This window comes from Wocania ichthyoenteri Th78 (assembly GCF_000789235.1).
GTDB classification, from domain to species: domain Bacteria; phylum Bacteroidota; class Bacteroidia; order Flavobacteriales; family Flavobacteriaceae; genus Wocania_A; species Wocania_A ichthyoenteri.
The window spans coordinates 90162-114792 of the sequence record NZ_KN525716.1; the positions used below are offsets into that span (position 1 = coordinate 90162).

The 24631-nt window shown below is 30.2% G+C and carries 18 protein-coding genes; 15 read left to right on the forward strand and 3 right to left on the reverse strand.

All coding sequences use genetic code 11. The annotated features are described in order from the left end of the window. The first annotated feature begins 332 nt into the window (after positions 1-332). From RG22_RS00535 to RG22_RS17795, 13 genes are all read left to right on the forward strand, one after another. Positions 333-1415, forward strand: coding sequence for a prenyltransferase/squalene oxidase repeat-containing protein (locus tag RG22_RS00535; protein WP_034039893.1), 1083 nt, complete (start codon positions 333-335; stop codon positions 1413-1415). A gap of 248 nt (positions 1416-1663) precedes the next feature. Continuing rightward, entirely contained in the window at positions 1664-3889 is a 2226-nt protein-coding gene (locus tag RG22_RS00540) for a cytochrome P450 (RefSeq protein WP_034039895.1), read from the forward strand. 29 nt (positions 3890-3918) lie between these two features. Next, complete coding sequence (locus tag RG22_RS00545; protein WP_052143572.1) at positions 3919-5748, forward strand: ABC transporter ATP-binding protein; 1830 nt, start codon at positions 3919-3921, stop codon at positions 5746-5748. Then, positions 5732-6895, forward strand: coding sequence for a glycosyltransferase family 4 protein (locus tag RG22_RS00550; RefSeq protein ID WP_052143573.1), 1164 nt, complete (start codon positions 5732-5734; stop codon positions 6893-6895). The genes RG22_RS00545 and RG22_RS00550 overlap by 17 nt, the downstream gene beginning before the upstream one ends. Before the next feature lie 12 nt (positions 6896-6907). Then, a complete protein-coding gene (locus RG22_RS00555) occupies positions 6908-7876 on the forward strand; it encodes a glycosyltransferase family 2 protein (protein WP_034045565.1) in 969 nt (322 codons plus the stop codon). A 4-nt stretch (positions 7877-7880) separates the two neighbouring features. After that, positions 7881-8864 carry a UbiA family prenyltransferase gene (locus RG22_RS00560; RefSeq protein WP_034039897.1) on the forward strand — a complete coding sequence of 328 codons (984 nt, stop codon included), beginning with the start codon at positions 7881-7883 and terminating at the stop codon, positions 8862-8864. Positions 8865-9057: 193 nt separating this feature from the next. Further along, positions 9058-10215: a glycosyltransferase family 4 protein gene (locus RG22_RS00565; RefSeq protein WP_034039899.1), complete on the forward strand. Its 1158-nt coding sequence runs from the start codon at positions 9058-9060 to the stop codon at positions 10213-10215. 258 nt (positions 10216-10473) lie between these two features. Continuing rightward, the gene (locus RG22_RS00570) at positions 10474-11571 is read left to right on the forward strand and encodes a hypothetical protein (RefSeq protein WP_034039901.1); all 1098 of its coding nucleotides are present in this window, start codon (positions 10474-10476) and stop codon (positions 11569-11571) included. A gap of 14 nt (positions 11572-11585) precedes the next feature. Beyond that, positions 11586-13082, forward strand: coding sequence for an AMP-binding protein (locus RG22_RS00575; RefSeq protein ID WP_034039903.1), 1497 nt, complete (start codon positions 11586-11588; stop codon positions 13080-13082). Positions 13083-13084: 2 nt separating this feature from the next. Continuing rightward, positions 13085-13327 carry an acyl carrier protein gene (locus tag RG22_RS00580; RefSeq protein ID WP_034039905.1) on the forward strand — a complete coding sequence of 81 codons (243 nt, stop codon included), beginning with the start codon at positions 13085-13087 and terminating at the stop codon, positions 13325-13327. Positions 13328-13342: 15 nt separating this feature from the next. Further along, positions 13343-13963 (forward strand): sugar transferase, encoded by a 621-nt coding sequence (locus tag RG22_RS00585; protein WP_034039907.1) that lies wholly within the window; start codon positions 13343-13345, stop codon positions 13961-13963. 35 nt (positions 13964-13998) lie between these two features. Next, the gene (locus RG22_RS00590) at positions 13999-14646 is read left to right on the forward strand and encodes an acetyltransferase (RefSeq protein ID WP_034039909.1); all 648 of its coding nucleotides are present in this window, start codon (positions 13999-14001) and stop codon (positions 14644-14646) included. Positions 14647-14648: 2 nt separating this feature from the next. Further along, positions 14649-18359 carry a GNAT family N-acetyltransferase gene (locus RG22_RS17795; RefSeq protein WP_156113333.1) on the forward strand — a complete coding sequence of 1237 codons (3711 nt, stop codon included), beginning with the start codon at positions 14649-14651 and terminating at the stop codon, positions 18357-18359. Here the strand turns inward: RG22_RS17795 and RG22_RS00605 are convergent. Together RG22_RS00605 and RG22_RS00610 are read right to left on the reverse strand one after the other, a co-directional pair. Beyond that, positions 18356-19309 (reverse strand): hypothetical protein, encoded by a 954-nt coding sequence (locus RG22_RS00605; RefSeq protein WP_034039911.1) that lies wholly within the window; start codon positions 19307-19309, stop codon positions 18356-18358. The two genes, RG22_RS17795 and RG22_RS00605, sit on opposite strands and share 4 nt — an antisense overlap. Positions 19310-19315: 6 nt before the next feature. After that, complete coding sequence (locus RG22_RS00610) at positions 19316-20650, reverse strand: MBOAT family O-acyltransferase (RefSeq protein WP_338062067.1); 1335 nt, start codon at positions 20648-20650, stop codon at positions 19316-19318. Positions 20651-20977: 327 nt separating this feature from the next. Here RG22_RS00610 and RG22_RS00615 point away from each other — a divergent pair, with 327 nt between their 5' ends. Together RG22_RS00615 and RG22_RS17165 are read left to right on the forward strand one after the other, a co-directional pair. Beyond that, on the forward strand, positions 20978-22096 hold the full coding sequence (locus RG22_RS00615) for a carboxylate--amine ligase (protein WP_034039915.1): 1119 nt from the start codon (positions 20978-20980) through the stop codon (positions 22094-22096). 51 nt (positions 22097-22147) lie between these two features. Next, on the forward strand, positions 22148-22990 hold the full coding sequence (locus RG22_RS17165) for a cupin-like domain-containing protein (protein ID WP_052143575.1): 843 nt from the start codon (positions 22148-22150) through the stop codon (positions 22988-22990). 48 nt (positions 22991-23038) lie between these two features. Here RG22_RS17165 and RG22_RS00625 read toward each other — a convergent pair whose 3' ends face one another. Continuing rightward, complete coding sequence (locus tag RG22_RS00625) at positions 23039-24601, reverse strand: bifunctional ADP-dependent NAD(P)H-hydrate dehydratase/NAD(P)H-hydrate epimerase (RefSeq protein WP_034039917.1); 1563 nt, start codon at positions 24599-24601, stop codon at positions 23039-23041. Positions 24602-24631 lie beyond the last annotated feature (30 nt).

A 24631-nucleotide genomic window follows, 5' to 3' on the forward strand; every position in this document is an offset into this window, starting at 1 on the left:
GTCCTTATATACGTGTGAAAAATAAATTTTGGATGTCCCTCTCAAAATTAAAATCGGACAAAAATATAATTTTATCGATAAAGAACATTATAATGTTAATAAGTAGCGCCTACTTGTTAACAACTAAACACTTAGTAAACAAATACATACAAGCCAAAAGATGAGTTAACTGTTTTAGTAAAAAAAAGATTATAAAATATTAATGAGAAATAAGTTTAGCTGTAGTTTATCTATTGAACTTTTATATTTACTTTTAATCTTAATTATAAATCAATATGGGCAACTGTAGGCTCATGTAAAAAAGTTTTGTTAAAAACGATAAGGATATCCTGATGTGTAGTGAAAAAGGAGAAATTGCTTGTAAAAGCATTTCAGAAAAGAAATTAAATAACAGCATTAATAGAGGAATAAACTATCTTGAAAATCACCAATTACCCAATGGCGAGTTTTTAATGTATATGTCTGATGATGATGCTATGCAAACCTGGAATCTACCTGAAAGCTGTGTGTTTCCCGCTGCACTTATTGGTAACTCTTTACTTTCTATTCCCAATCACCAAAAAGTTCAAGAAATATTATTTAAGTCGGCACATTTTTTATATTACCAAATGGATAGAGGTGGTACTTGGAATCATTATACAATTTTACATCGTTTTAGAAAACTATGCCCTCAAGATTTAGATGATACATCTTGTGTGTCTTATTTTTTAAAACAAATGAATTTTGATATTCCAGTAAAACGTAACCAACAATTAGCAGTAAATAACCGCAGAAGCGATGGATTATTTTATACTTGGATAGTTTTTAGGTGGCGGTTTAACAAAAATGTTTTATACTGGTACTTTGCTGCTAAAGAGCTTAAACATCTTTTTAAAAGTTTGATTTTTTGGCACAAATTTGAATGTTCAAGATACGATGTGGATGCCGTAGTTAATGCTAACATTTTACTTTACTTAGGAAAAAGGAAGGAGACACTACCTGTAATATCATATCTTATTGATATTATTAAAACAGAAAGCGAAGAGGATTGTGATACTTGGTATCGTAACATATTTACTGTTTATTATTTTATTTCGAGAAATATTTATGCTGGAATTATAGAATTAGACTCTATTAAAGACGATATAATACACAGGATTTTAAAGAGACAAAATCTAGATGGTAGCTTTGGCAAATCTGTGCTTGATACCGCTCTGGCTATATCTGCTTTGATAAATACTGGATACAAAGGAGAAAAAATAAAAAATGGCATTGAGTACATTATAAAAACCCAGCGTAGAAATGGACATTGGGATAGATGGGCGTTTTATTATGGAGGCCCAAAAAAGCTTTCGTGCTTTGGGTCTGAAGAACTAACAACGGGATTTTGCTTAGAGGCTTTAGCTCGTTTTAGGGATTTACAGAAAACAGAATGAACAATTTCTTTTTAAAATCATTGCAACCCAAACATCAATTAATCTAAATTTTATGTATTTAGCTTTAAACTCTTTGTCTAAATTACAGCACCATTAATCTAAATTTTTTATTGACTGGATTGAGATAAGTTATATTAGTGAATTCTTTAACAAATTTTAGACATAAATATAATAACAACATCTATATGTTAAAGAAATTGTATATTACAGTCCCTCAAAAAATTTACTAAACCTTAACCAAATTTGATTTGAAACAGCTAATAATCAAACTAATACCTTTTAAAGCACAAACGCTACCCATTATCTATAAGTGCTTAAGTATAGCTTCAAAAATACGTCCTCAAAAAAAAGAATTGCTTTTTGCCTTTGGAGGGCGATCTAATTATTGGAAAAATATGGGGATTGAGTTATTTGAAAAAGAATCTGTTTTTAGAGAGTCAATTCTAAAGTCTGATGCCATTATAACTGATTTAGATTGGCCCAGTATTCTTCCAAATTTCAGAAAGGAATGCCCTAAAAACTTCTTCGAATCAGAATCCAACGTATATCTTACAATTGCAGCTATTCAAATTGCGGTTTTAGATTATTTAAAAGAAAGTGGTATTATTCCTAATGCTATTATAGGGTTGAGTTTAGGTGAAATTACTGGTATCTATGCTGCAGGAGGTATATCACATACTGAAGTGTTCAATATTTTAAAGAGTGTTAACCTAACTACTTCAAGAGAGAAAAAAGAATACACTACTATTTATTTTAATATGAATATCGCTAGTGTACTAGAACTATCAAAGCGAAATGAAGAAATTCATCCCATATATGAACTTCATTACAATACAACATTGGCCTGTGTACATAAGGATAAGGTTGATTTACTTAAATCTAAGCTATCAAATATAGGTGTAACATTTAAAAACACCAATCAAAAAATGTTCCCTTATCATACCAAGTTGATGGGCTTTTATAAAGAAGAAATCCTCAAATGCTTTTATAACCTAAACCCTAAGCCCTTAAAACAAGATTACTTCTCAACTTCTTTAGGTAAAATTGTTCCAAAAGGCACAATATTGGGTAATAACTTTTGGTACAACTTCCAACGATATCCAGTTTTAGCAAACAGCACTTATAATTCAATTATTAATTCTGGCAAAAAGTATAATATCATTCAAATAGGGCCAGATTTATTTGATGGAACAAAAATGCAACAAACGTTAACCAACAATTCGGATAAACCCAAACTATACTCTACACTTAAAAAAGATGGGAATTCACATAAAATATTTAAACATACCTACTCTAAAATAAAGAAAGAAGGGCAAATAAACCATAGTGCAATAAACAATAAAGGTAGCGATTTTGATGAATTCCTAAAAAATTTCGATCTGTACAATCCATCTTATATAGAAACGCCAACATTATATTGGGAGTATTTAAAAAGAAAAGGGAACGTTCATTATATACCTACAAACAGTTCGTGGATAGTTTTGGATTATGATACTATAAAATACGTTTTAAATGATCCTAAAAAATTTTCGAACCAACCTATCAGCGGTTTTGATAAATATTTGGCAGGAGCAGATCCACCTAAACATACAGCCATCCGATCACTTTTACAGCCCTTATTTTCGCAAAAAGCGTTAAATCGTATTGAAGGCTATATTTTAAAGAGAACAAACGAGCTATTTGAAAATTTCCCATATTCTGAAGCCTTTAATTTTGTCACTTCGTTTTCTAAGCCATTATCTATGGATGTAATTACCTATTTTTTGGGGCTTAATATTGAACAGTCTAAAAAACTAGAAAGCATAGTGGGCGAAAGAATATATGAAGTTGATAAAATTGAACTAAAAGAATGCTTTACTGAATTTCTATTGAATAAAAATGATTTTGAACTTTCAAGCGCCATGCATTTTATTAAAACGCTTTATGATGATAACAAATTATCGCTTGATGCAGCGTCCAGTCTTGGCAGGTTGCTATGGAGTGCTGGAATGACAACAACAAATGGACTATTGAGCAATGTTTTTAAAAGACTTTTAAAAGCCCCTTATTTATCAGGTCAATTAAGAAAGTCCGATCAATTAATAAATAAATATATTGATGAATGCCTGAGAATAGAAGCACCAGAAATAATATTGAGAAGAAAGACAACACAACAAGTTACAATAGGGAATAAAACAATCCCTCAAGAATCATTATTAGCATTAGATTTAAGAGCAGGAAACCACGACGAAACTAAATTTCCAAACCCAAATGAAATAGACTTATCACGTCCATTAAACAGTCATTTATCCTTTGGAAGCGGCCCACATGTATGCATAGGAATGGCACTAGCAAGGATGGAAGCAAGAATTGCTTTAAAAAACTACCTAAACTCATCAAAAGAATTAAGTTTAGAACGCGATACACTAATAACCTTTTATCCTTCTTTTCATTTTAGAGCATTAGAAAAATTAACGATAAAATGTTCAAATTAAAGTTATAATTAATTACTAGGTCAATTAATATGCAAAATTTCATAATAAATCTAAAAAAATTAAGGGATAACCTCAAACTAAAAAGAACCATTGGTCTTATTTGGTCTATTACCAAGGGGCGGGCTATTTTCCCTATGCTACTTATGATTTTTGAAAGCGCAGTGTTTTTGGGCTCTTTATACATATTTAAGTTATTAATAGACATAATTGCTGCACCCGATAGAGGCGAAAAAACTAATTTAGCAATGCTGTACCTTGCTGCAGCAGGTTTAGCAACCATGATATTTTTAATCCTTCGTGCGTTATCGGGCTACTATACCCAAAAACAAGCGGCTTTAATAAGCGAATATGTAGATGATAAAATACACTCCATCGCTGTGGCTCTCGATCTTTCTTTTTATGAAAGTCCAGCTTACTTCAACACACTAAATAGAGCTAAAAATGCTGGTCCCGAAAGACCTGCAGCTATATTGACCGACCTTTTTAATATTTCCAAAAATTTACTCATGCTAATAGTTATGGGGGCAGTACTTATATCTATTAGCTGGGTTTTAATGCCTTTGTTAGCACTATTTATCCTGCCAACGCTTTTTGTACGATTAAAATTTGCCGATAAGTTATATGAATGGCAAAAGTTTAAAACACCATTAGAAAGAAAATCGCGCTACCTAAGCTCTCTAATAACAGGCGAAGTAGCCGCAAAAGAAATAAAAGCTTTTAATCTAGGTAATTTCTTTAGATCCATGTACATCGATATTAGATTAAACCTTTTAGAAGAAAAGTTTCGCATCAACAAAAAGAGCAACATTAATGAAACAATAACTAATGTGTTGGCAGCCGCAGGTATGTACAGTTGCATTGCATACATTTGTATTAGCGCCTTAAACGGAGAATCATCAATTGGTGATATAGCCGTATTCCTGGTAGTTTTTCCTCAGCTTTTCGGCATTATGCAAGCGCTGGCTGGCGGTATTTCGTCTTTGTATCAAAACAATATATTCCTTAGTTATCTTTTTGATCTTTTTGATTTGAAAAATGAAATGGAAGACCCAAAAAACCCGTTACCTGTTCCTTTAAATCACCCTAACCTTACCTTAAATAATGTAAATTTTAAGTATCCCCATGCCGAAAAAATAGCATTAAAAAACATCAACTTAAAAATATCCGCTGGTAAAGTTGTGGCATTGGTGGGGCTTAACGGATCTGGAAAAACCACTTTGATAAAGCTATTGTGTAGGCTTTACGATCCGACTTCGGGGACCATAAAACTAGGCGGAGAGGATATTAAAAACTTTAAAGCAGATGATTTTAGAAAGCAGATTAGTGTTGTTTTTCAAGATTTTGTTAAATATAACATGAGCGTTACTGAAAACATACACTTTGGTAACATACATGATGAAGCCGATCACAATTTTGTAAAAGATTCTGCAATAAAATCGGGAGCACATGATTTTATTAAAGAGTTTCCTGATGGTTACAATACTACCATGGGTCGTATCTTTGAAAATGGCAGGGAAGTTAGTATTGGGCAATGGCAAAAACTGGCAATTGCTCGTGCCTTGTATAGCAAATCCCAGTTTATAATTTTTGATGAAGCCACTAGTGCGCTCGATGCCAAATCTGAACAAGAGATTTTTGACGGCTTACGAGAACATATAGGCAATAGAGGAATATTGGTTATTAGCCACAGGGTTTCTGCCGTAAAACATGCCGATTATATTTATGTAATGTCTGAAGGTGAAATAACCCAGAAAGGAACACATGAAAAACTGATTTCTGAAACAGGGGATTATGCAAAATTATTTAAACGAAAACCTTTGGTCGTAACCCAAATTAGCAAAAATGGAACAGAGCAATAGCAACATAATAAACAACAACCATATTGCCATCCTATCAACCTGTGCTAATGATTGGGGTGGCAGTGAAGAGTTGTGGGCAATGAGTAGCCCCTATCTACTAAAAGAGGGCTTTTCTGTTACTGTGTTAAAAGAAAGCATAAACCATAACCACAAGAGAATTTTAAAACTAAAAAACAATAACATTACGTTTATGGCATTGGGTAATAATTATCCCAAGCTTATAAACCGCTGCATAAATGCCTATTACCAGTTTGTAAAACCCTATTTCAACATATATCTTTATACGTTTAAAAAATTCCTTAAAGCTAAAAAACCAGTGTTGGTAATTATTTCGCAAGCCATAAATTTTGATGGATTGCATTACGCACAACTATGTTTAAAGCATAACATTCCATATATAATTGTATCTCATAAAGCCGTTGAATTTTTCTGGCCTCCAAAAGATGAGCGTAGCTATATGGCTAATGCTTACAAGCATGCAAAAAAATGCTATTTTGTTTCAAAACACAACCAAAATTTAACCGAAGAACAATTTGGATTTCGTTTCACCAATGCTGAAATAGTCCATAATCCTATGAAAATTAAGCCTGAACCATTAATATATCCATCAACAAAGGAAGGTTTTAAAATCGTAATGATTGGTCGTTTATTTGTTATTGATAAAGGACACGACATTCTGATAAGAGTTTTATCAAAAGAAAAATGGAGAAAAAGAAAACTGTATTTATCGATTGTTGGCTCAGGTCCGGATTGCAAAGGTATTAAAGCCATGGCAAGTTTGCTTAAATGCAAAAATTTACAGTTTTTAGGACATCAAGATAAGATAAAAGAAATCTGGTTAAGTCATCATGCCTTAGTGATACCTTCAAGAAGTGAAGGTATGCCCCTAGTTGTTATTGAGGCTATGGCTGCTGGAAGAACTGTTATTGCAACACGAGCAGGAGGTACCATGGAACTTGTTGAAGATGGAGTGACTGGTTTTATAGGAGATGCAACAGAAAATGGTTTTGATGAAGCTCTAGAAAGAGCATGGAATACCCGCAGGCAATGGCATGCCATGGGGCTTAAAGCCTCTAAGCATATAAAAGAGCTAATATCAAAAAACCCTGAACTTGATTTTGCAAAAAAAGTAATAGCACTTATTTAATTGTATTTATTTATGAATAACCCCCCATTAGTATCCGTAATAATTCCTACATACAACCGTGTTAACATTGTAGGTAACGCTATAAAAAGTATTTTGGACCAAACCTATAAAAATATTGAGATTATTGTTGTCGATGATGGCTCTACTGATAATACCAAAGCATTAATAGATAGTTTTCCTATGGTTAAATACCTAGTAAAACAGAATGGAGGGCAAGCTTCGGCACGAAACATAGGACTCAAACATGCCAAAGGTAAATATATAGCCTCATTGGATTCTGACGATTTATGGGAAGCCACTTTTTTAACAAAAATGGTAGAAGCTCTCGAAGAGCATGGTTTAGACTTTGCTTTTGCTAATTGGAGACAACAGAATAATAATGGAAATTATAGTGACTTTCTTTCGGAATATATATACTTATCCTCGCATTTCCCAAAGAAAAAAAACTCATGGGTACATCTAAGTTATAAAGATCTAAGGAAAGTATATTTAACGGGCTGCCCATCACCGTCTTCCTCTTTACTTATTAACTCTTCATTAATTAAAAGTGGTTGGAATGAAAAAATGAATATTGCTGATGATTGGTATTTATTATTAGATATTGTTTTAACTAAAGAAGCAAAAGTAGCTTTTACTACAGAAAAACTTTGGAAAAAACATGTAGTTAGCGATAATGTATTTGATGGACGAGATAGATTAGAAGTTCTTAAACTTTTATACGTAAAGGATATGTCAGCAATGCTTAAAGAGTTTAAATATTTTTTAAATACAGATGAGATTAACACATTACAAAAAAAATACGTTTTAGATGTAATGCTTACAGCTAAAGAGGTTTGGACAAAAGAAAAAAGTGTAAAAAATGCACTGTTTTATATTTTTAAAGCTTTTATTGAACACCCTATATTTTCTCTTCAAATAATCTTAATGATTTCATTTGGTAAAATAAAAAGCAAGAATTTAAAAAAACTGATGTTATCCTAGAATAATGAAAAGCTTATCATTACTTAGAGCACATGATTGGTGGGCTCCGAAAATTATTCCTATGTTATGTATTGGTTATGCAACCATTTTACAGAATAAAGATAATTTGATGGATAATTTTTTATGGTTGCTTTTTTTAATTTTGGCCGTTTCGGTAGGCGCTATATACGTAAGTATAATAAATGACTTTACAGATTTAAAATACGATATCGCCAGTAAAAAAAGAAACGGGCTTCAACGTTTTGCCCCAATCAAGCGAAAATTATTTCTACTTGCCTCCATTTTGTTAGGAGTATTTTTTAGTATATTTTTTATAAATGATACACTTTCCCTAATATTTTATCTTGCGGCATACCTCGCTTTTAGTTTGTATTCTATACCCCCTTTTCGATTTAAAAATAGAGGTGCTTTAGGTGTCATTGCAGATGCTAGCGGCGCACACCTTTTTCCAAGCCTTTTTGTAGCTTCATCTATGATGAACAACATGAATGTACCCATTGACCCTTATTGGTTAACAATTATAGGTGTATGGAGTTTTTTTTATGGGTTACGAGGTATATTATGGCACCAGTTTTGGGATCGGGAAAACGACCTATCAATAAACCATAAAACATTTGCGACAGAAATGAGTGTATCTAACATGAAGCTTGCAGAGATAATCATTACCTCCATTGAAATTATTGCGCTTCTGTTAATTTTATTAACCTTGGGGATATTGCCTTTTATTGCTTTGTTATTTTATTTTTTAATTCTTTTTGGCTACTTAAAACTTAAAATTAAAACAATCTTAATTATTACTAATACCAATAGCTGGCAAATATTTATGTCGGATTACTATCAGATTTTACTACCAACATCATTAATAATTACTTGTAGTATTAAAGATCCTATATGCTTAACTTTATTCGTTTTTCATCTTTTATGCTTCCCTTATACTACCAAATCCTTTTTAAAAACCCTTTTAAGGATGATAAGGTTAAAAAAATAATATGGAAGAAGATATTTATTAAATAGATAATTTCAAAAAAATTCATTTAATGGGATGAAAAAAGTTAAAAATTCATACTTAATTGATGAGCTGTTAATCGCTTAACCTAGTAAAACAAAGATAAAACCATATGAAAACTAATTACTTTTATATATTTGCCAAGTGACTATTAAAAGACAAAACAACCGCTTTTATGAAAAGAAAAATTATTAGAATCACTACAGTACCACTGTCTTTAAGCGGTTTACTACATGGACAATTAGGTTACATGAAAAGTCATTATGATGTTTTAGGCGTATCCTCAAAAGGAAAGGACAATCAACTTGATAAAGTTTCTAAACACGAAAACATACCTACCGTTGCAATTGAAATGACAAGGAAAATAACACCCTTAAAAGACATTGTTGCGGTTTACAAATTATATAAGCTATTCAAAAAAGAAAAACCATTTATTGTGCATTCGCATACTCCTAAAGCAGGAACTTTATCCATGCTAGCTGCTCGATTAGCAGGTGTTCCACATAGGCTACATACAATCGCTGGTTTACCGCTTCTTGAAGCTACTGGGTTAAAAAGAACTCTATTAAACACTGTGGAGAAAGCAACTTATGCCTGTGCGACAAAAATTTATCCTAACTCATTCGGTTTAAATGACATTATATTGGAGCAAAATTTCACAAAACCAAACAAATTAAAAGTTATAGCTAATGGAAGCTCCAATGGTATAGACACGTCTCATTTCGATCCTAATACGATAAATGATGTAGCTAAGAAAGCTAAGCTTAAAGAAAGTTTAAATATTGCTGAAGATGATTTCGTATTTGTATATGTAGGTCGATTAGTTTCAGATAAAGGAGTAAACGAATTATTGGATGCCTTTAATAAACTAAGCAATGAGCAGGAAAATATAAAATTATTACTAGTTGGAGGCTATGAAAATGAATTAGATCCTCTTTTACAAAAATCAATGGAAATAATAAAAAACAATAAAAAAATTATTTCTACAGGTTGGATAAATGATGTTAGACCATTTTTTGCTATTTCTAATGCTTTAGTCTTTGCTAGTTATAGAGAAGGTTTTCCTAATGTAGTAATGCAAGCTGGTGCAATGAAACTACCTAGTATTGTTACAAATATTAATGGTTGCAATGAAATTGTTGAGCACAATAAACATGGTTTAATTATCCCTGTTAAAGATACCGAGGCTATATATAACAACATGAAATATATACTAACTAACCAAGAAGAAGCTAAAAAAATGGGAATTGCATCTAGAGCAAATATTGTTGCAAAATTCGAACGTATAAAAGTTTGGGAAGCAATTCTTGAAGAATACAAAAGTTTGGGATAATATTATCGTTTAAAACAATTTAACTTTAAAACGATTCAAATTCTTGCGCTAAATATTTTACATAAAAACCTCTACAAACACCTTTAATAAGACGATAATCGGTAATTCACAATTAATTATAACAAATCCATCCTACTCCAAAAAGTCATTTGACGATAAAACGGTAATAAACAACGTAAAATTAAAAATCTATACTAATAGTATTATATATTTGATTGCTAATTAATATATGAATCCCCATTTTAATTTATTAGACTAATGAGTGAAGAGTTAGAAATCGTTGGCTTAACCAAAAAAATGCTTCGTGATTTTGTTATAAACAATACACTTTGGAAAACTGACTTAGCACCTATGCCTAGGAGTAAAGCTACTTGGCTAATTTCTAATGAAAGAATTAGTGAAGATGACTACTGCGGCGTATTAGCTTATGAAGGTAAAAAGATGGTGTCTTTCATATACATGTTTCCCGATTTAATAAACAACAAAACTAAAGAAGGTAAAAAAGCCTATTGGATGATTGATTGGTGGGTTATTGATAAGTATAAAGATAGTATACTAGGAACCTACATATATAACCAAGCAGTTAAGTTTGCAGAAAAGCAAGTGCTAATTAAAGGCTATACCGAAAATGTACAAGAGTTTTATGATAAACAACCCTTTACTGTAATAGCATCAAGACTTAGGCATACCCTGTTTTTCAGTTTAGACTCATCTATGCTTATTGGCAAATTCAGGTTTTTAAAATCTGTAAAATTTATTATTGACGGTATAGACTCTATTGTAGGTAAAACAATTCGATTTATAAACAAAAAGAAGTTAGCAAACAGAACGAAACAGTTAAAGTATGATTTTATAAATCAATTAGATAGCGATACTTGGAGTTTTATTGAACCGCGTTGTAAAAATGATTTAATTTTAAAAACGTTTAACTATGTCAATTGGCAACTAGACAATAATCAATACTTACAATTACCTATCTCAAAAAAAACACCTTATAAAAATCTACAAACAGGTATAAGTGACAATATACACATACATAACTTAAAAATTATCTCAGACGATAAAATAATAGGTTTTTTATCTTATGTTATAAATTATAACGAATTCAATGTGAAATATTTTTTAGTTGAAAATGAAAAATATTATGATTTATGTGTTGATGTGTTAATGGAAAACCTTATCAAATCTAAAAGAAATTTTATGTTTACTGATGATACTAAATTATCTGATAACATTAAAAAAAGATATTTTTCATTATTCATTCATAAAGTATTAAAAAAGGGACTCGCGCATAACGACACTAAAATTGATAATGATAGTGTAACTATGTTAAACAGAGATGGTCATTTTTATTAAAGGAATTAGTAAATATGAAGTATATAAGTAATTTACAAAAATCTATTGAAGAGCATTCTGAAAATAATGCATTTTATATAGGTGATACCTATTATACCTATAAAGATTTTGCCTTAGAAGTAAGCAAAATAAGGAATTCTATTAATAAAAAAGTTGATGGTTCTTTTAGATTAATTGGATTAATTGCCAATGACGATATAGAAACTTATGCCGCAATTGTTGCTTTTTGGTTAGAAGGTAAAGCTTATGTGCCAATAAATCCTGAGCACCCTATTGATAGAAATACAGAAATACTAAAAGCTTTAGAAACAAACTATATATTTGATTCAACCGAAAAAGCTAATTTTGAAGGATTTACACTTTTAGCGTCTTCAACAGAAGAAGACATAGCCATAAACCTTGCACCAAAGTCAGTAACAAAAGACGACTTAGCATACATTTTATTTACATCTGGATCTACAGGTAGTCCTAAAGGAGTACCAATTACTTATAATAATTTAAACGAATTTATTGAAGCTATAAACTTTGATGGAGAGTTTAAACTTAATGCCTCCGACAAATGTTTACAAATGTTCGAGCTTACTTTCGATTTTTCGGTAGTGTCCTATATTTTTCCTTTGTTAGAAGGAAGCTGCATTTACACAGTACCACGAAATTCAATCAAGTATTTTTATATTTATAAACTAATTCAAAAGCATAAACTAACAGTATTATCTCTTGTGCCTTCAATAATTCATTATTTAAGACCTTATTTTAGTGAGATTCATGCTCCAGAAGTCCGCTACTGTAGCTTTGGCGGCGGTGCACTGTATAATGATATTACAGAAGATTGGAGTAAATGTATTCCAAATAGTAAAACATTTAACTACTACGGGCCAACAGAAAACACCATTTATAGTAGTTACTATAAATTGAATAAAGACAGTATACAAAACACTACTCATAACGGTGTTATTTCAATAGGCAAGCCATTAAATAATATTGAATATATTATAATAGATGAAAACAATCAAGAGGTTTTACCTGGAGATACAGGAGAACTAGCCTTAGCTAGCTGGCAATTAACTCCTGGGTATTGGAAAAATGAAAGGAGAAACAACGAGTCCTTTTTTACTAAAACGGTAAACAGTAAAACTTTTAGATTTTATAAAACTGGCGACTTATGTTTTAAAGATTCTCAAAATAATTACATGTATTTAGGCAGAATTGATTTCCAAGCAAAAATAAGAGGCTTTAGAATAGAATTATCTGAAGTAGAGTTTCATGCTAAAGCTAGTTATACTGAAAAAGTTAATATGGTAGCTATAGATATATTTAATGATTTAGGAAATGCCGAATTAGCTTTAGCAATTGAATCTGAATCATTCGATACTAAAGATATGATTAAATACATGAAAGCCAAAATGCCAGATTATATGATCCCAGATCATATAAAATTTATAAAAGAATTACCTTACAATACTAATGGTAAGATTGATAGAAAAAAACTAAGAACCCTTTTTGATAAATAATTATGGATAACAAAGAAATATTTGAAAGAATAACACCAATTTTCACAAAAGTTTTAGAACATAATAATTTTAAATTAACTGAAACTACTACAACTGATGATGTTGATGGATGGGGATCTTTAACACACATGATAATCATTGAAGAAATTGAAAAAGAATTTAATATCAAGTTTAAATTATTTGATTTAATGACAATGGATAATGTTGGAGATTTAGTAAAATCAATACAATCAAATATCTCTTAAAATAAATTTGCTACTATGTACAAACTATTTTTTAAGCCTTTAATTGACTATGCATCTGCTTTAATAGCTATTATAATTTTTTCGCCAATTTTTATAGTAGTTACAATACTTCTTTATTTTGCAAATAATGGTAAGCCCTTTTTTTTTCAAGTAAGACCTGGTAAAAATGAAAAGCTTTTTAGTATCATTAAGTTTAAAACCATGAATGATAAAGTTGATGAAAATGGTAAACTCCTACCCGATTCATATCGTTTAACAAAAATTGGTATGCTCGTTAGAAAAACGTCTATTGATGAATTACCACAGCTATTAAACATATTAAAAGGCGACATGTCATTAATAGGCCCAAGACCGCTGTTACCACAATACCTGCCCTTTTATAAAAAAAATGAAAAGAAAAGACATACCGTTAAGCCAGGTATAACAGGACTGGCACAAGTTAGTGGGCGAAATAACATAAATTGGGACACCAAACTAAAATTTGATGCAGATTATGTAGAGAATTTATCTTTTAAAATGGATTTTAATATCTTACTAAAAACTATTTATAAAGTAATTGCATCAAAAGATGTAGCTATAGACACTACAAATGTTGAAGCATTATTGAATGTAGAAAGACAAAACAGCATGAATTAAAATTATGCAAGCATATTACAAATTTTTAAGCTAAAATGAATAAAACCAAATCGAAAAAAAACCAAGTAAGAATATATGGTGCAGGTGGTCACTCACAAGTTATAAAGAGTGTTTTAGAAGAAAATGGTTATGTGGTAACTGATACTTTTGATGACAAACCAAAAAATGTTCATCACGCCTCTAAAAATGTAGTTATAGGTGCAAGAGAAAATCTAAATAAATTTCCTCACGAAGGAGCACCAGTTATTATCGCTGTTGGCATTAATGCGGAACGTGCAGAAATTGCTGAGTTTCTTAAATGTAACTATGAGAAAGCCATTCATAAATCTGCTACTATTTCTAATAAATCTACTATTGGTTATGGTACAGTAGTTTTTGCAGGTGCTATTATTCAACCCAATACATCAATAGGGAAACATGTCATTATAAATACTGGAGCTAGTGTTGATCATGATAATATTATTGGAGATTTTGCACATATATCTCCTAAAGCAGCCTTGTGCGGACATGTAGAAGTAGGTGAAGGTAGTCATGTAGGTGTTGGAGCTGTTGTAATTCCTAAGGTAAAGATTGGCAAATGGTGCACAATTGGAGCTGGTACTGTTGTATTAAAAGATGTTCCAGATTACTCTACTATAGTTGGTAATCCAGGTAAAATTATTAAAACTAGAAAATCAAATTAGAAGTGAGTGAACATAGCAGTATATCAGACGTAACTTTTATTGGTTCTGGAATTTCAACTTCTTTTAGTTTGCTGAATTTTTTAGATTATATTAATAAAGGTTTTATTATAAATAAAGTTGTTTCAATAAATATAATTGAAAAATATTCTGAATTTAATTTAGGGATTCCTTATGGTTCTAGATCTGGATTTTCTACACTTTTAATAACATCGCTAAGAAATTTTTTAGTTGAGCCTGAGTTGAGTGAATTTATAAAATGGCTTAATAAAAACAAGTCATGGTTACTAGAAGAGTTTGAAAACGAAGGTGGCGAATTATCAAAAAAATGGCTTTTAGCTAATAAAGACTATATAAAAAACAATCAATGGGAAGACCTTTTTATTCCTAGACGTTTTTTTGGCTGCTATATAAATTTAAAAGTTAATAACAGGATTAAAGAACTTACAGAAAAAGGATTAATCAATGTCACCCATATAACTGGCGAAGTTGTTGATATTAATCAAGATGACAGTTTATATGAAATTACAATCGATGATGGTTTAAAAATCAGCTCTAAAAAAGCGATTTTGTCTGTAGGCTCATTACCAGTTAAGCATTTATGGCAAAATAAAGATTTAGTTGAAGATGAAAACTTAATCTTTATAAACAACCCTTATAAACCAAATTTAGGTGTAACATTAGATAAAATCAATACGTTTATAGCTAACAGAGCAGAGAAACAAACTAATATACTTATTGTTGGAGCCAATGCAAGTGCTTTGGAATTAATATATAAGATAAATGATTTTTCGAACAATAAGTTTTCCAATACAAATTTCACATTTCTTTCATCACAAGGCCTAATTCCAGATGGTTTGATTGATGCGGAAAAACAAAAACAATACACACCATATCATCTTAATGAATTAAAAAAAGAAAAAAAATTAACTGCCCAATTAATTGCTGAAGCCACATTTAAAGATCTTGATCTTGCCGATGAAATAAATTTAGGCGCAGCATCAACAGTAGATATTGTCTCAAAACATTTTGGTGAATTACTTGAGAATTTAAATAAAAAAGAGCTAGAGATTTTTGCTTGTGATTATGGGAATGACATTGGAAAAAGACAGCGTTGTGCAGGGTTACATTATTTAAATGTGGTAACCCATTTAGAAAAACAAAATAGATTTGAACATTTAGCTGGTCGTTTTAATAGTATGCGACACAATACTAATAACAGCAACTATAATTTAGAATATTTAGACACTTCAACTAAAACGAAAACAATACATAATAAGCCTTTTCATATTGTAGTTAACTGTGTTGGAAGCAGAAACTTAACAGAAAATAATATTCCCCCATTATTTAAAAATTTAATCAAAAAAAAATATTGCATTCCCAATAAATCAAAAATAGGGTTTTATGTAAATGACAATTTAGAATCTATACAAAACTTACATGTTATCGGGCCAATGTTAGCTGGAAATGTAATAGAAAATAAAGCAGTATGGCACGTTGAACATTGTGGAAGGATTATATGGATTTCTAAAATATTAGCAAAAATACTATTTGATGATTTAAATAAAGATAAAAAAGAGGCGCTAAAAGATTACAAATTGGAAGTTACCAATTTAGATAATGATTCTGATATCGAAACCTATAATAATCTTTTAAAAACCAATTGGAATAATAATATCTATTACGCATACAACCATTTAAAGTACTTTGAAAACGAAACTGATTCACTTAAATATTTTCTGTTTAAAATTAATGATTCTAGTAAAATATTAATGCCACTAATTTTTAGAGAATTAACTTTAAATAATGAAAATACCAAATACTATGATGTAATAACACCCTACGGGTACAGTGGCCCTTTATACAATGACAACATTGGCGAAGAACATTTACATGCATTTTGGAAAGCAGTTGATGATTGGTATAAAAAAAATAATGTAGTTACAGAATTTATCCGATTTAGTTTAACTAAAAATCATAAAGGATACTCAGGGCATATAATTAAATCGCTTTTAAATGTTAAAGGTTTACTTTGTAATAATTTTGAGGACCAATGGACGTCTTTTTCATCTAAAGTAAGAAACAATTATCGTAAGGCTGTTTCATTTAACTTAACATGTAATATTTTTAAAGGCAATGAAATAAGCAAAGATATTGTAAAACTTTTCTTTGATATATATACAAAAACAATGGTTAGACGTAATGCTAAAGGCATTTACTTTTTCTCATTAAATTACTTTGAAAATTTAATTCTAAACAACTTAAATGAATTTTCTATTGCCTTTGCTTATATAGACGATATTCCTATCTCTGCTGAATTAATAATAAAAAACAATAACACTATATTTGCATTTCTTGGAGGCACAGACTCAAATTATTTTCACTGCAGACCTAATGACTACTTAAGAGTAGAGATTATTAAATGGGCTATAGAACAAAATCTTGAGTCCTATATTTTGGGTGGGGGCTTAAAAGATGGAGATGGCTTATATAAAAGTAAAAAATATCTTTTTCCAAAAAATGAAGATATTCCTTTTTGTACTGGAAGAAAAATTATAAACCAAGAGGTTTATAATAAGACAATTAATGGATTGGATGTAGAGTATACTAATATTTCAAATTTAATAGAAAATGCAGATTCTTTCTTTCCTATTTATAGACTAAAGGATGAAGATGAAAATCTCGATTCTGTTTCATTTAATGTAATAACATCTAAAATTGACTGGAAAAAAGCTTTAGATCAAGTTGAAAATTTTGATTTTTACCATACATACGATTATCATCATTTAGCAAAAGAAGATAATTACAAAGCGGTTCTATTAAGATATGCCGAAGGTGACTCACTAATTTGTTTTCCATTAATAATAAGAGAAATAGAAGGTACTGATTTTTATGATGCGACTTCAGTTTATGGATACTCAGGACCTTTACATAAGAATATTGATTCTAATTTCGATAATTCAAACTTTAGTAAAGTAATAAATTCTTTTTTTATTCAAGAAAAAATTATTTCTGTTTTTTCTAGATTAAATCCCTTTATAAGCCATCAGGATATAATATTGAATAAGATAGGAGAAACTGCTATACTTGGAAATGTAGTAAATATTGATTTAACAAAATCTATTGAAGAGCAAAGAACTATTTTTTCTAAAACCACAAAAAGATACTTAAATAAAGGACGCAAAGTTTTAGATTTAAAAATCAGTGATAAAAAAGAAGATTTAGAGGAATTTATAAATTTATATTACGAAAATATGGATAGAGTTAATGCTGCCAAAAAGTATTACTTCTCTAAAGATTATTTTCATAAGTTTCTTAATAGTGAAGGTTTTAAAACAGATATGCTTTATGCTATTGACAAAGAAACCAATTCGATTATTTCTGGAGCAATGATGATAAAAACAAATAGTATTATTCAATATCATTTATCAGGAACAAAAAACAGCTTTTTAAATTTATCTCCACTAAGGCTACTTATTGATGAAATGCGTATTCAAGGAAGTAAAGATAATTATAAGTGTTTTAATTTAGGTGGTGGATTAGGTAATAATGATGATGAGCTTTTTAGGTTTAAATCTTCCTTTTCAAAAGATTATAAACCATTTAAAATTTGGAGACATATTGTAGACCAAACTATTTACAATAAGTTAGTAGACGAAAAAGCTGCAGATCGTAACTCAGGTTTTTTTCCTTTATATAGAGATAAATCAATTTAATCGTTCCTGTAATAGTTTACTATAACACTTGCTATTAAGTCTCTACCATGATTATTCCAATGTTTATCGTATATTAAAGTGGTAGGCAGTTTAGATTCATTTAACGTGTCATAAAAATCTATGTACTCATAATTGTTCTCATTCAAATACTTTAAGAATATTTGAGGCGTAATAGTTGAGTCTAAAAGCAATACAAACCTTTTTTTATCATAACCATACTTTTTTACTAAAGATTTAAAATTCTCCATGTAGGCTAAATGAGTTTTTTCTATTTCCTCTTTAGTTTTTTCTTTAGCAAGTTTATTTGATTGTTTTCCTTTAAAAATAGATGATATCCTACCAATAAGATTTAAAATAGGGTCAAAAACACCACTGTTCTGCGCATAAACTATCAATTTAACTTTGCGAATACTTTTATACAAAGGGGTTTCTAAATGTATTCTATCTTGAATTATTTTGTATTCACCTCTAGTTAAGTCGTTTTTAAACTTTAACCCTAAAACCACGTGATCTATTTTATTAAACATATTTTTATAGGCGTGAATTAAGTGAAGTTGGTCTGCCAAATCATATCCAGCATATCCAAATTCGTAAACCTCAATATTCTTAATTTTATTCTCTATTTTTTTTCCTATAGAATTATAATAATCCTGATGAAAACCTTCAATAAAAGAATCTCCTACTAAAGCTATTTCAGTTTTATAATCTGACGGTGCAAATTCTCGATAAGAATTGTAACCTGAACTATTAATTTTATATTCAGAAAAATTTTGTCTCCTAATGCCCGTTACCGAAAGCCCTGTTTGATTTGGCACCCATTTTTCAACATTAAATTCATCAATATAACGCGAAGGATAATCTTTTGTTAAATAAAAGGTACGTATTATAACTTCTAATACTAGCAGTATTAAAATACTATATAATATGGTTTTAAAAAGTAATTTTTTCATTTATGCTCAAAATTGAAAATATATGAACGACCTATCGATATTATCATCGTAAAACAACAGCATTAATAAAATCACCAGCACATACACAATAAATCTAACTATTTTAGATTTGAATTTAAAAGGAGATCTTTCATCTTTTCTAATGATATATTCATAAAAAACAAATAATATTATAAGTATATAGTAATCAATCATTCTATACCCCATAGGGTGTTGATATACTTCGTAAGTAAAATTAAACACTACCCTTTTTATAAACGCAAAAGCATCAGTAATGGATTCTGATCTAAAAAATATCCTTGAAAACGTTACTATTCCGAAAGTTAAAATAACTTGCCCTATTTCTTTTAATGATGGAAAAAAGGTGTATTCACCTACTACACTGTTTTTATAAATGGTGTTTCTACCCATTAAAAAAACAGGAATAAATGCCAATGCATGAAATGCACCCCAAAAAATAAAGGTCCAATTGGCACCATGCCAAAACCCACTAACAAGAAAAATAATAATAATGTTTCTAACAGATTTTAGCTTACTAACGCGCGACCCGCCTAATGGTATATAAACATAATGTCTAAACCAGGTAGAAAGTGATACATGCCACCGTTGCCAGTATTCTGCAACATTTCTTGAAAAGTTAGGAAATTTAAAGTTTGACATTAATTCTATTCCAAATAATTTTGCTGTACCAATAGCAATATCTGAATATCCGCTAAAGTCTCCGTAAACCTGGAAACTAAATAATGTAACACCCAAAACAAGTGTTGATGCTGGGTAATTAGCATAATTAGCAAAAATGTCGTCTACAATTGGCCCGAGAGAATCTGCGATTACAACCTTCTTGAAAAGCCCCCACAAAATTAATTTTAACCCACTAACAGATTGATCATAACTAAATGTTCTTTTATTAATTATTTGTGATAATAAATTTGAAGCTCTCTCTATTGGTCCTGCTACTAATTGCGGAAAAAAGCTAACAAATGCGGCAAAGGATAAAAAATCTCTAGTAGGTTTAAGTTTTTTATAATATATGTCAAACGAATAAGACATTGTTTGGAAGGTATAAAACGATATACCAACAGGTAAAATAACGCGCAATGTCCATGTACTTTCTATGTTATATCCAAACATTGAGAGCATATCTACCCAGGAATCAACAAAAAAATTGAAATATTTAAAGACCCCTAAAAGACCAACATTAAAAAAAACACTTATCCACAGCCACAATTTTCTTTTGGCTTTCCTCTCATTTGCGTCTATTTTTAATCCAACAAAATAATCTACAATAGTACTAAGTAGTATAAGCGAAAGAAATCTCCAATCCCACCACCCGTAAAACAAATAACTCGCTATAAGTAGTAGTAAATTCTGTGCCTTTAGACTTTTTTTTAAAACTAACCAGTATAGCAAATAAACTACTGATAAAAATATAAAAAACTCTAAGGAATTAAATAACATGCATATAAATTAAAATATACAAACAGTCGAAATACAAATAAATACCTTACAAAACTATTTTCTTGCTTGGTTACTTAAAATATGCACGCTTACTTCACTACCTTACTGTATATAATCTATCAACATTGTTTTTGAAAGCTAAATTTAGTTATTTAAAGACTTTTTTTGACGAATTGAATTTTATTATAGATATTTCAAAAAAATTAAAGAATGATCGATAAAAATATATCAATTTTAATACCAGATGGAGAAGCTCCTGTTTTAATGATTGTTTTAAATTGCTTATCTGAGGTTAAAGGAATTAAGATTCATGTTATGTCTGATGATAACGAGATTCCTATGAAGCACTCAAAAAAAGTACACAAGTTTTCTTATTACCCAAAATCAGACAATGAGGCAGATTTTATAAATAACATAAATAAAGAAGTAGAAAAGCATAATATCGATTTAATAATGCCCATTTTTGAAGATGCTATAAGGATAATCTTAAAAAATAAAGATTTAATTTCTTCTATTGATAAACTTGCTTTATTGCCGTCTTATAACGATTTTAACACAGCAAACAATAAAGGGTTGTTAAATAAGCATTTAGAAGCAAACAACTTGCCTTTCCCTAAAACTCAAATGATAGATAAAGGTACGTCTCTCGATACTAAAAACGTTGATTATCCTGTTCTAGTAAAGCCAGCTGAAGGCATTGGTGGAGGAAGCGGAATTTATGTTTTTAGAGAAGAAAATGCTTTAACAGAATTCCTTAATTCAGATAAATTTGATTGCACATACCTTATACAAGATTATGTAGAAGGCTATGATATAGATTGCAGTGTGTTATGCAAACACGGAGAAATATTAGCTTATACTATTCAGAAACCCAATATGTTTGCCAATAGCAAATTTGCTCCTCAATTGGCTGTTGATTTCATAAAAGATGATATATTATTTGAAGATGTAGAAAAGTTAATGAAAACATTAAATTGGTCTGGAGTAGCACATTTGGATATGCGTTATGATGAAAATTCGAAGGAATATAAAGTTATAGAAGTAAATCCTAGATTCTGGGGGTCGGTTGAAGCTTCTTTATTTGCTGGTGTAAATTTCCCATACTTATATGCTGTGGCTAGTTTAAATTATGATTTTGATCTTCCAAAGTATAAATTCATAAAGTTCATGCTTTTAAAAGGTTTAGTAAAAAGCATAAAAAGTGATAAAAGCTATCTGTTAAAACTAAAATTTATCTTCAAAAATACTCCAATAAAGTATATGCTTAACGACCCTAAACCTACATTATACCGATTTAGTCGTTTCTTTATGAGAAAAATTAAATCCTGAAAAACCGTCAACCTTTTATCTTTTTTAGCTTAAAATAAATTAAATATCAAAATGAATATTGTTTCAGAAATTGTAAAACAAAGTCAGCCTGTTGAAGAGGTAACAACTATTGATTCCGCTTCATTTAAAAAAAAATATTTCAATAAAAAGAAACCTGTAATAATTAAAGGGCTTGCAAAAGATTGGGGCGCAACAAAAAAGTGGGATTTAGATTTTTTATTAAATCTTAAAGAAGATAAAGACATATTCTTATTGTCTGATAACTTTATTCAAGATGATAATAGATATAAGAAAGCTTCTTTTAAAGATTATATTCAGCAATTAAAAGATGCTGAAAATAATAAAGCTAGTGTAAAAGATTATTTAACTACTTTAGATATTTTTGAGTATTATCCGCATCTTAAAAGTGATATAGATTTTTCGTTTTTTGAAAAACATACAAAAATTAATGACATTACCGCTTGGATTGGTCCTGCAAACACTATTTCTGGATTTCATGCGGATACTGCTAATAATGTATACGCGCAAATAAAAGGTAAAAAAATGTTTATTATTAGCTCAACAAAATATAATAAAACTATGTACCCAAGCAATAAACATATTTATGGTGCCGTTGCGAGTGATGTAGATATTAATAACTTTGATAGTAGTAAATACCCAGAATTTAAAAACAATGAGTTTAAAAGTGTTGTATTAGAACCTGGAGACATTTTATTTGTTCCCCAAAACTGGTGGCATTATGTACAAGCTTTAACTCCTTCAATAAGTATAAGTAATTTTGGCTATACTAAGTTTGAAGTTTATAGCTTAAAGTTTAAAGAAAGAATCATTCAGTCTCTGCACAAAAGGGGCTTTTACAAGCCTAATAATTGCTTTTGTTGCGAAAAGAAATAATATAAGACAAAAAAAGCCGCAATCTGCGGCTTTTTTTGTTTCTATAAATTACTGCTTTTTTTCTTCTTTTTCACCCTCATCTTCTTGTGGCGGCTGTTCGGGTTGCTTAAACAAATCTATAAAAGCTTCACCCAAATAATCTATAACATGACTTGCAATTAAACTTTGATACCCAAAATCTTCAACAGCAATGTCTGCTGATTTTCCATGTAAATACACACCGAAAATGCTTGCTGATAGCGGATTATATCCCTGGGAGATTAATCCCGTTATAATTCCTGTGAGCACATCGCCACTTCCTGCCGTGGCTAAACCAGGATTTCCAGTTGTGTTTATATAAAGTTTTTCTTCAAATACAGTTATAGTGTTTGCTCCCTTAATAACAACTATAGCATTATACTTCTTTGAAAAAGCTTTTGCTTTCTTTAATTTATCAAAATCATCTTTCCACTTACCAATTAAGCGTTCTAACTCTTTAGGATGCGGTGTTAAAACGGTAGCTTCTGGCTGTAATTTTAATAAGGCTTTCTTTTTAGAAAGAATATTAATTCCATCGGCATCAATAACCAAAGGTATTTTATTTACTTTTAAAAAAGCTTCAAAAGCATTTACAGTTTTAGTGTTTGTGCCAACACCCACTCCAAAAGCTATAACTGTTGGTTCTATTTTAAAATCGATTTTAGAAATTAATTCCTCATTAATATCCGTTATAACCATAGCTTCTGGAAAAGAAGACTGTAATGCATGATATCCGCATTTTGGAATATAGGCACTTATTAAACCTGCTCCAGCAGATAATGCTCCTCTACTTGCTAAAGTTACAGCACCTATTTTTCCGTAACTACCTCCAATAATAAGTGCATTTCCAAATTGTCCTTTATGCGAAAACTTTTCTCTAGATATATACATGGGTAATACTTCATGTTTTCCTATTAGTTCCACTTCAGTCACTGTGGTATACAAAAATTCTTGATCTAAACCTATATCCAACACTTCCCATTGTATAGTATATTTAGCTGTTTCTGGTAAAAAAAACACCAGTTTTGGCGATGCAAAACTTAATGTGTAACCAGCCCAAACCACAGCATCTTCATCTTTAGGAGCTTTATCTGTACTTAATCCGGATGGTATATCGATAGCCAAAGTATAGGCTTTAGTGTTTCTAAAATGCATGAACAAAGCTTTAACCCAATCGTCAACCAGTCGGTTTAATCCAATTCCAAAAACAGCATCAACTATTATATCATCTTGATGTATTTCAGGAAAATCCTCAGTACAATTTAAAAGCGTTGGCCATTTTTTAGTCACATTTTTAATCCGGTCGTAATTAATTAAAAAATCTTTAGAGCGTTTATCGCTGCAATTAACCACATAGGTTTTAACATTATAACCATGCGTAATTAAATGTCGTGCAATCACTAAGCCATCTCCCCCATTATTACCAATACCACAAAACACATGTATAGGTACTTGTGCACCTTGCATACGGATATGCATCCAATTAAAAATTTGTGTTCCTGCACGTTCCATTAAATCGGTTGAGGAAATGTTTTGGCGCTCTGCAGTTAGCTTATCTCCTTCATAAATTTGTTCTTTAGAAAATATTTTCATTAGCTGATTATCATTTTTTTAATTCTTAAC

Bases quoted from the DNA above. Each gene is read 5' to 3' on its own strand.
- RG22_RS00535 (WP_034039893.1), top strand. From the start codon at position 333: ATGTGTAGTGAAAAAGGAGAAATTGCTTGTAAAAGCATTTCAGAAAAG.
- RG22_RS00545 (WP_052143572.1), top strand. From the start codon at position 3,919: ATGCAAAATTTCATAATAAATCTAAAAAAATTAAGGGATAACCTCAAA.
- RG22_RS00550 (WP_052143573.1), top strand. From the start codon at position 5,732: ATGGAACAGAGCAATAGCAACATAATAAACAACAACCATATTGCCATC.
- RG22_RS00555 (WP_034045565.1), top strand. From the start codon at position 6,908: ATGAATAACCCCCCATTAGTATCCGTAATAATTCCTACATACAACCGT.
- RG22_RS00560 (WP_034039897.1), top strand. From the start codon at position 7,881: ATGAAAAGCTTATCATTACTTAGAGCACATGATTGGTGGGCTCCGAAA.
- RG22_RS00565 (WP_034039899.1), top strand. From the start codon at position 9,058: ATGAAAAGAAAAATTATTAGAATCACTACAGTACCACTGTCTTTAAGC.
- RG22_RS00570 (WP_034039901.1), top strand. From the start codon at position 10,474: ATGAGTGAAGAGTTAGAAATCGTTGGCTTAACCAAAAAAATGCTTCGT.
- RG22_RS00575 (WP_034039903.1), top strand. From the start codon at position 11,586: ATGAAGTATATAAGTAATTTACAAAAATCTATTGAAGAGCATTCTGAA.
- RG22_RS00580 (WP_034039905.1), top strand. From the start codon at position 13,085: ATGGATAACAAAGAAATATTTGAAAGAATAACACCAATTTTCACAAAA.
- RG22_RS00585 (WP_034039907.1), top strand. From the start codon at position 13,343: ATGTACAAACTATTTTTTAAGCCTTTAATTGACTATGCATCTGCTTTA.
- RG22_RS00590 (WP_034039909.1), top strand. From the start codon at position 13,999: ATGAATAAAACCAAATCGAAAAAAAACCAAGTAAGAATATATGGTGCA.
- RG22_RS00605 (WP_034039911.1), bottom strand. From the start codon at position 19,309: ATGAAAAAATTACTTTTTAAAACCATATTATATAGTATTTTAATACTG.
- RG22_RS00615 (WP_034039915.1), top strand. From the start codon at position 20,978: ATGATCGATAAAAATATATCAATTTTAATACCAGATGGAGAAGCTCCT.
- RG22_RS17165 (WP_052143575.1), top strand. From the start codon at position 22,148: ATGAATATTGTTTCAGAAATTGTAAAACAAAGTCAGCCTGTTGAAGAG.
- RG22_RS00625 (WP_034039917.1), bottom strand. From the start codon at position 24,601: ATGAAAATATTTTCTAAAGAACAAATTTATGAAGGAGATAAGCTAACT.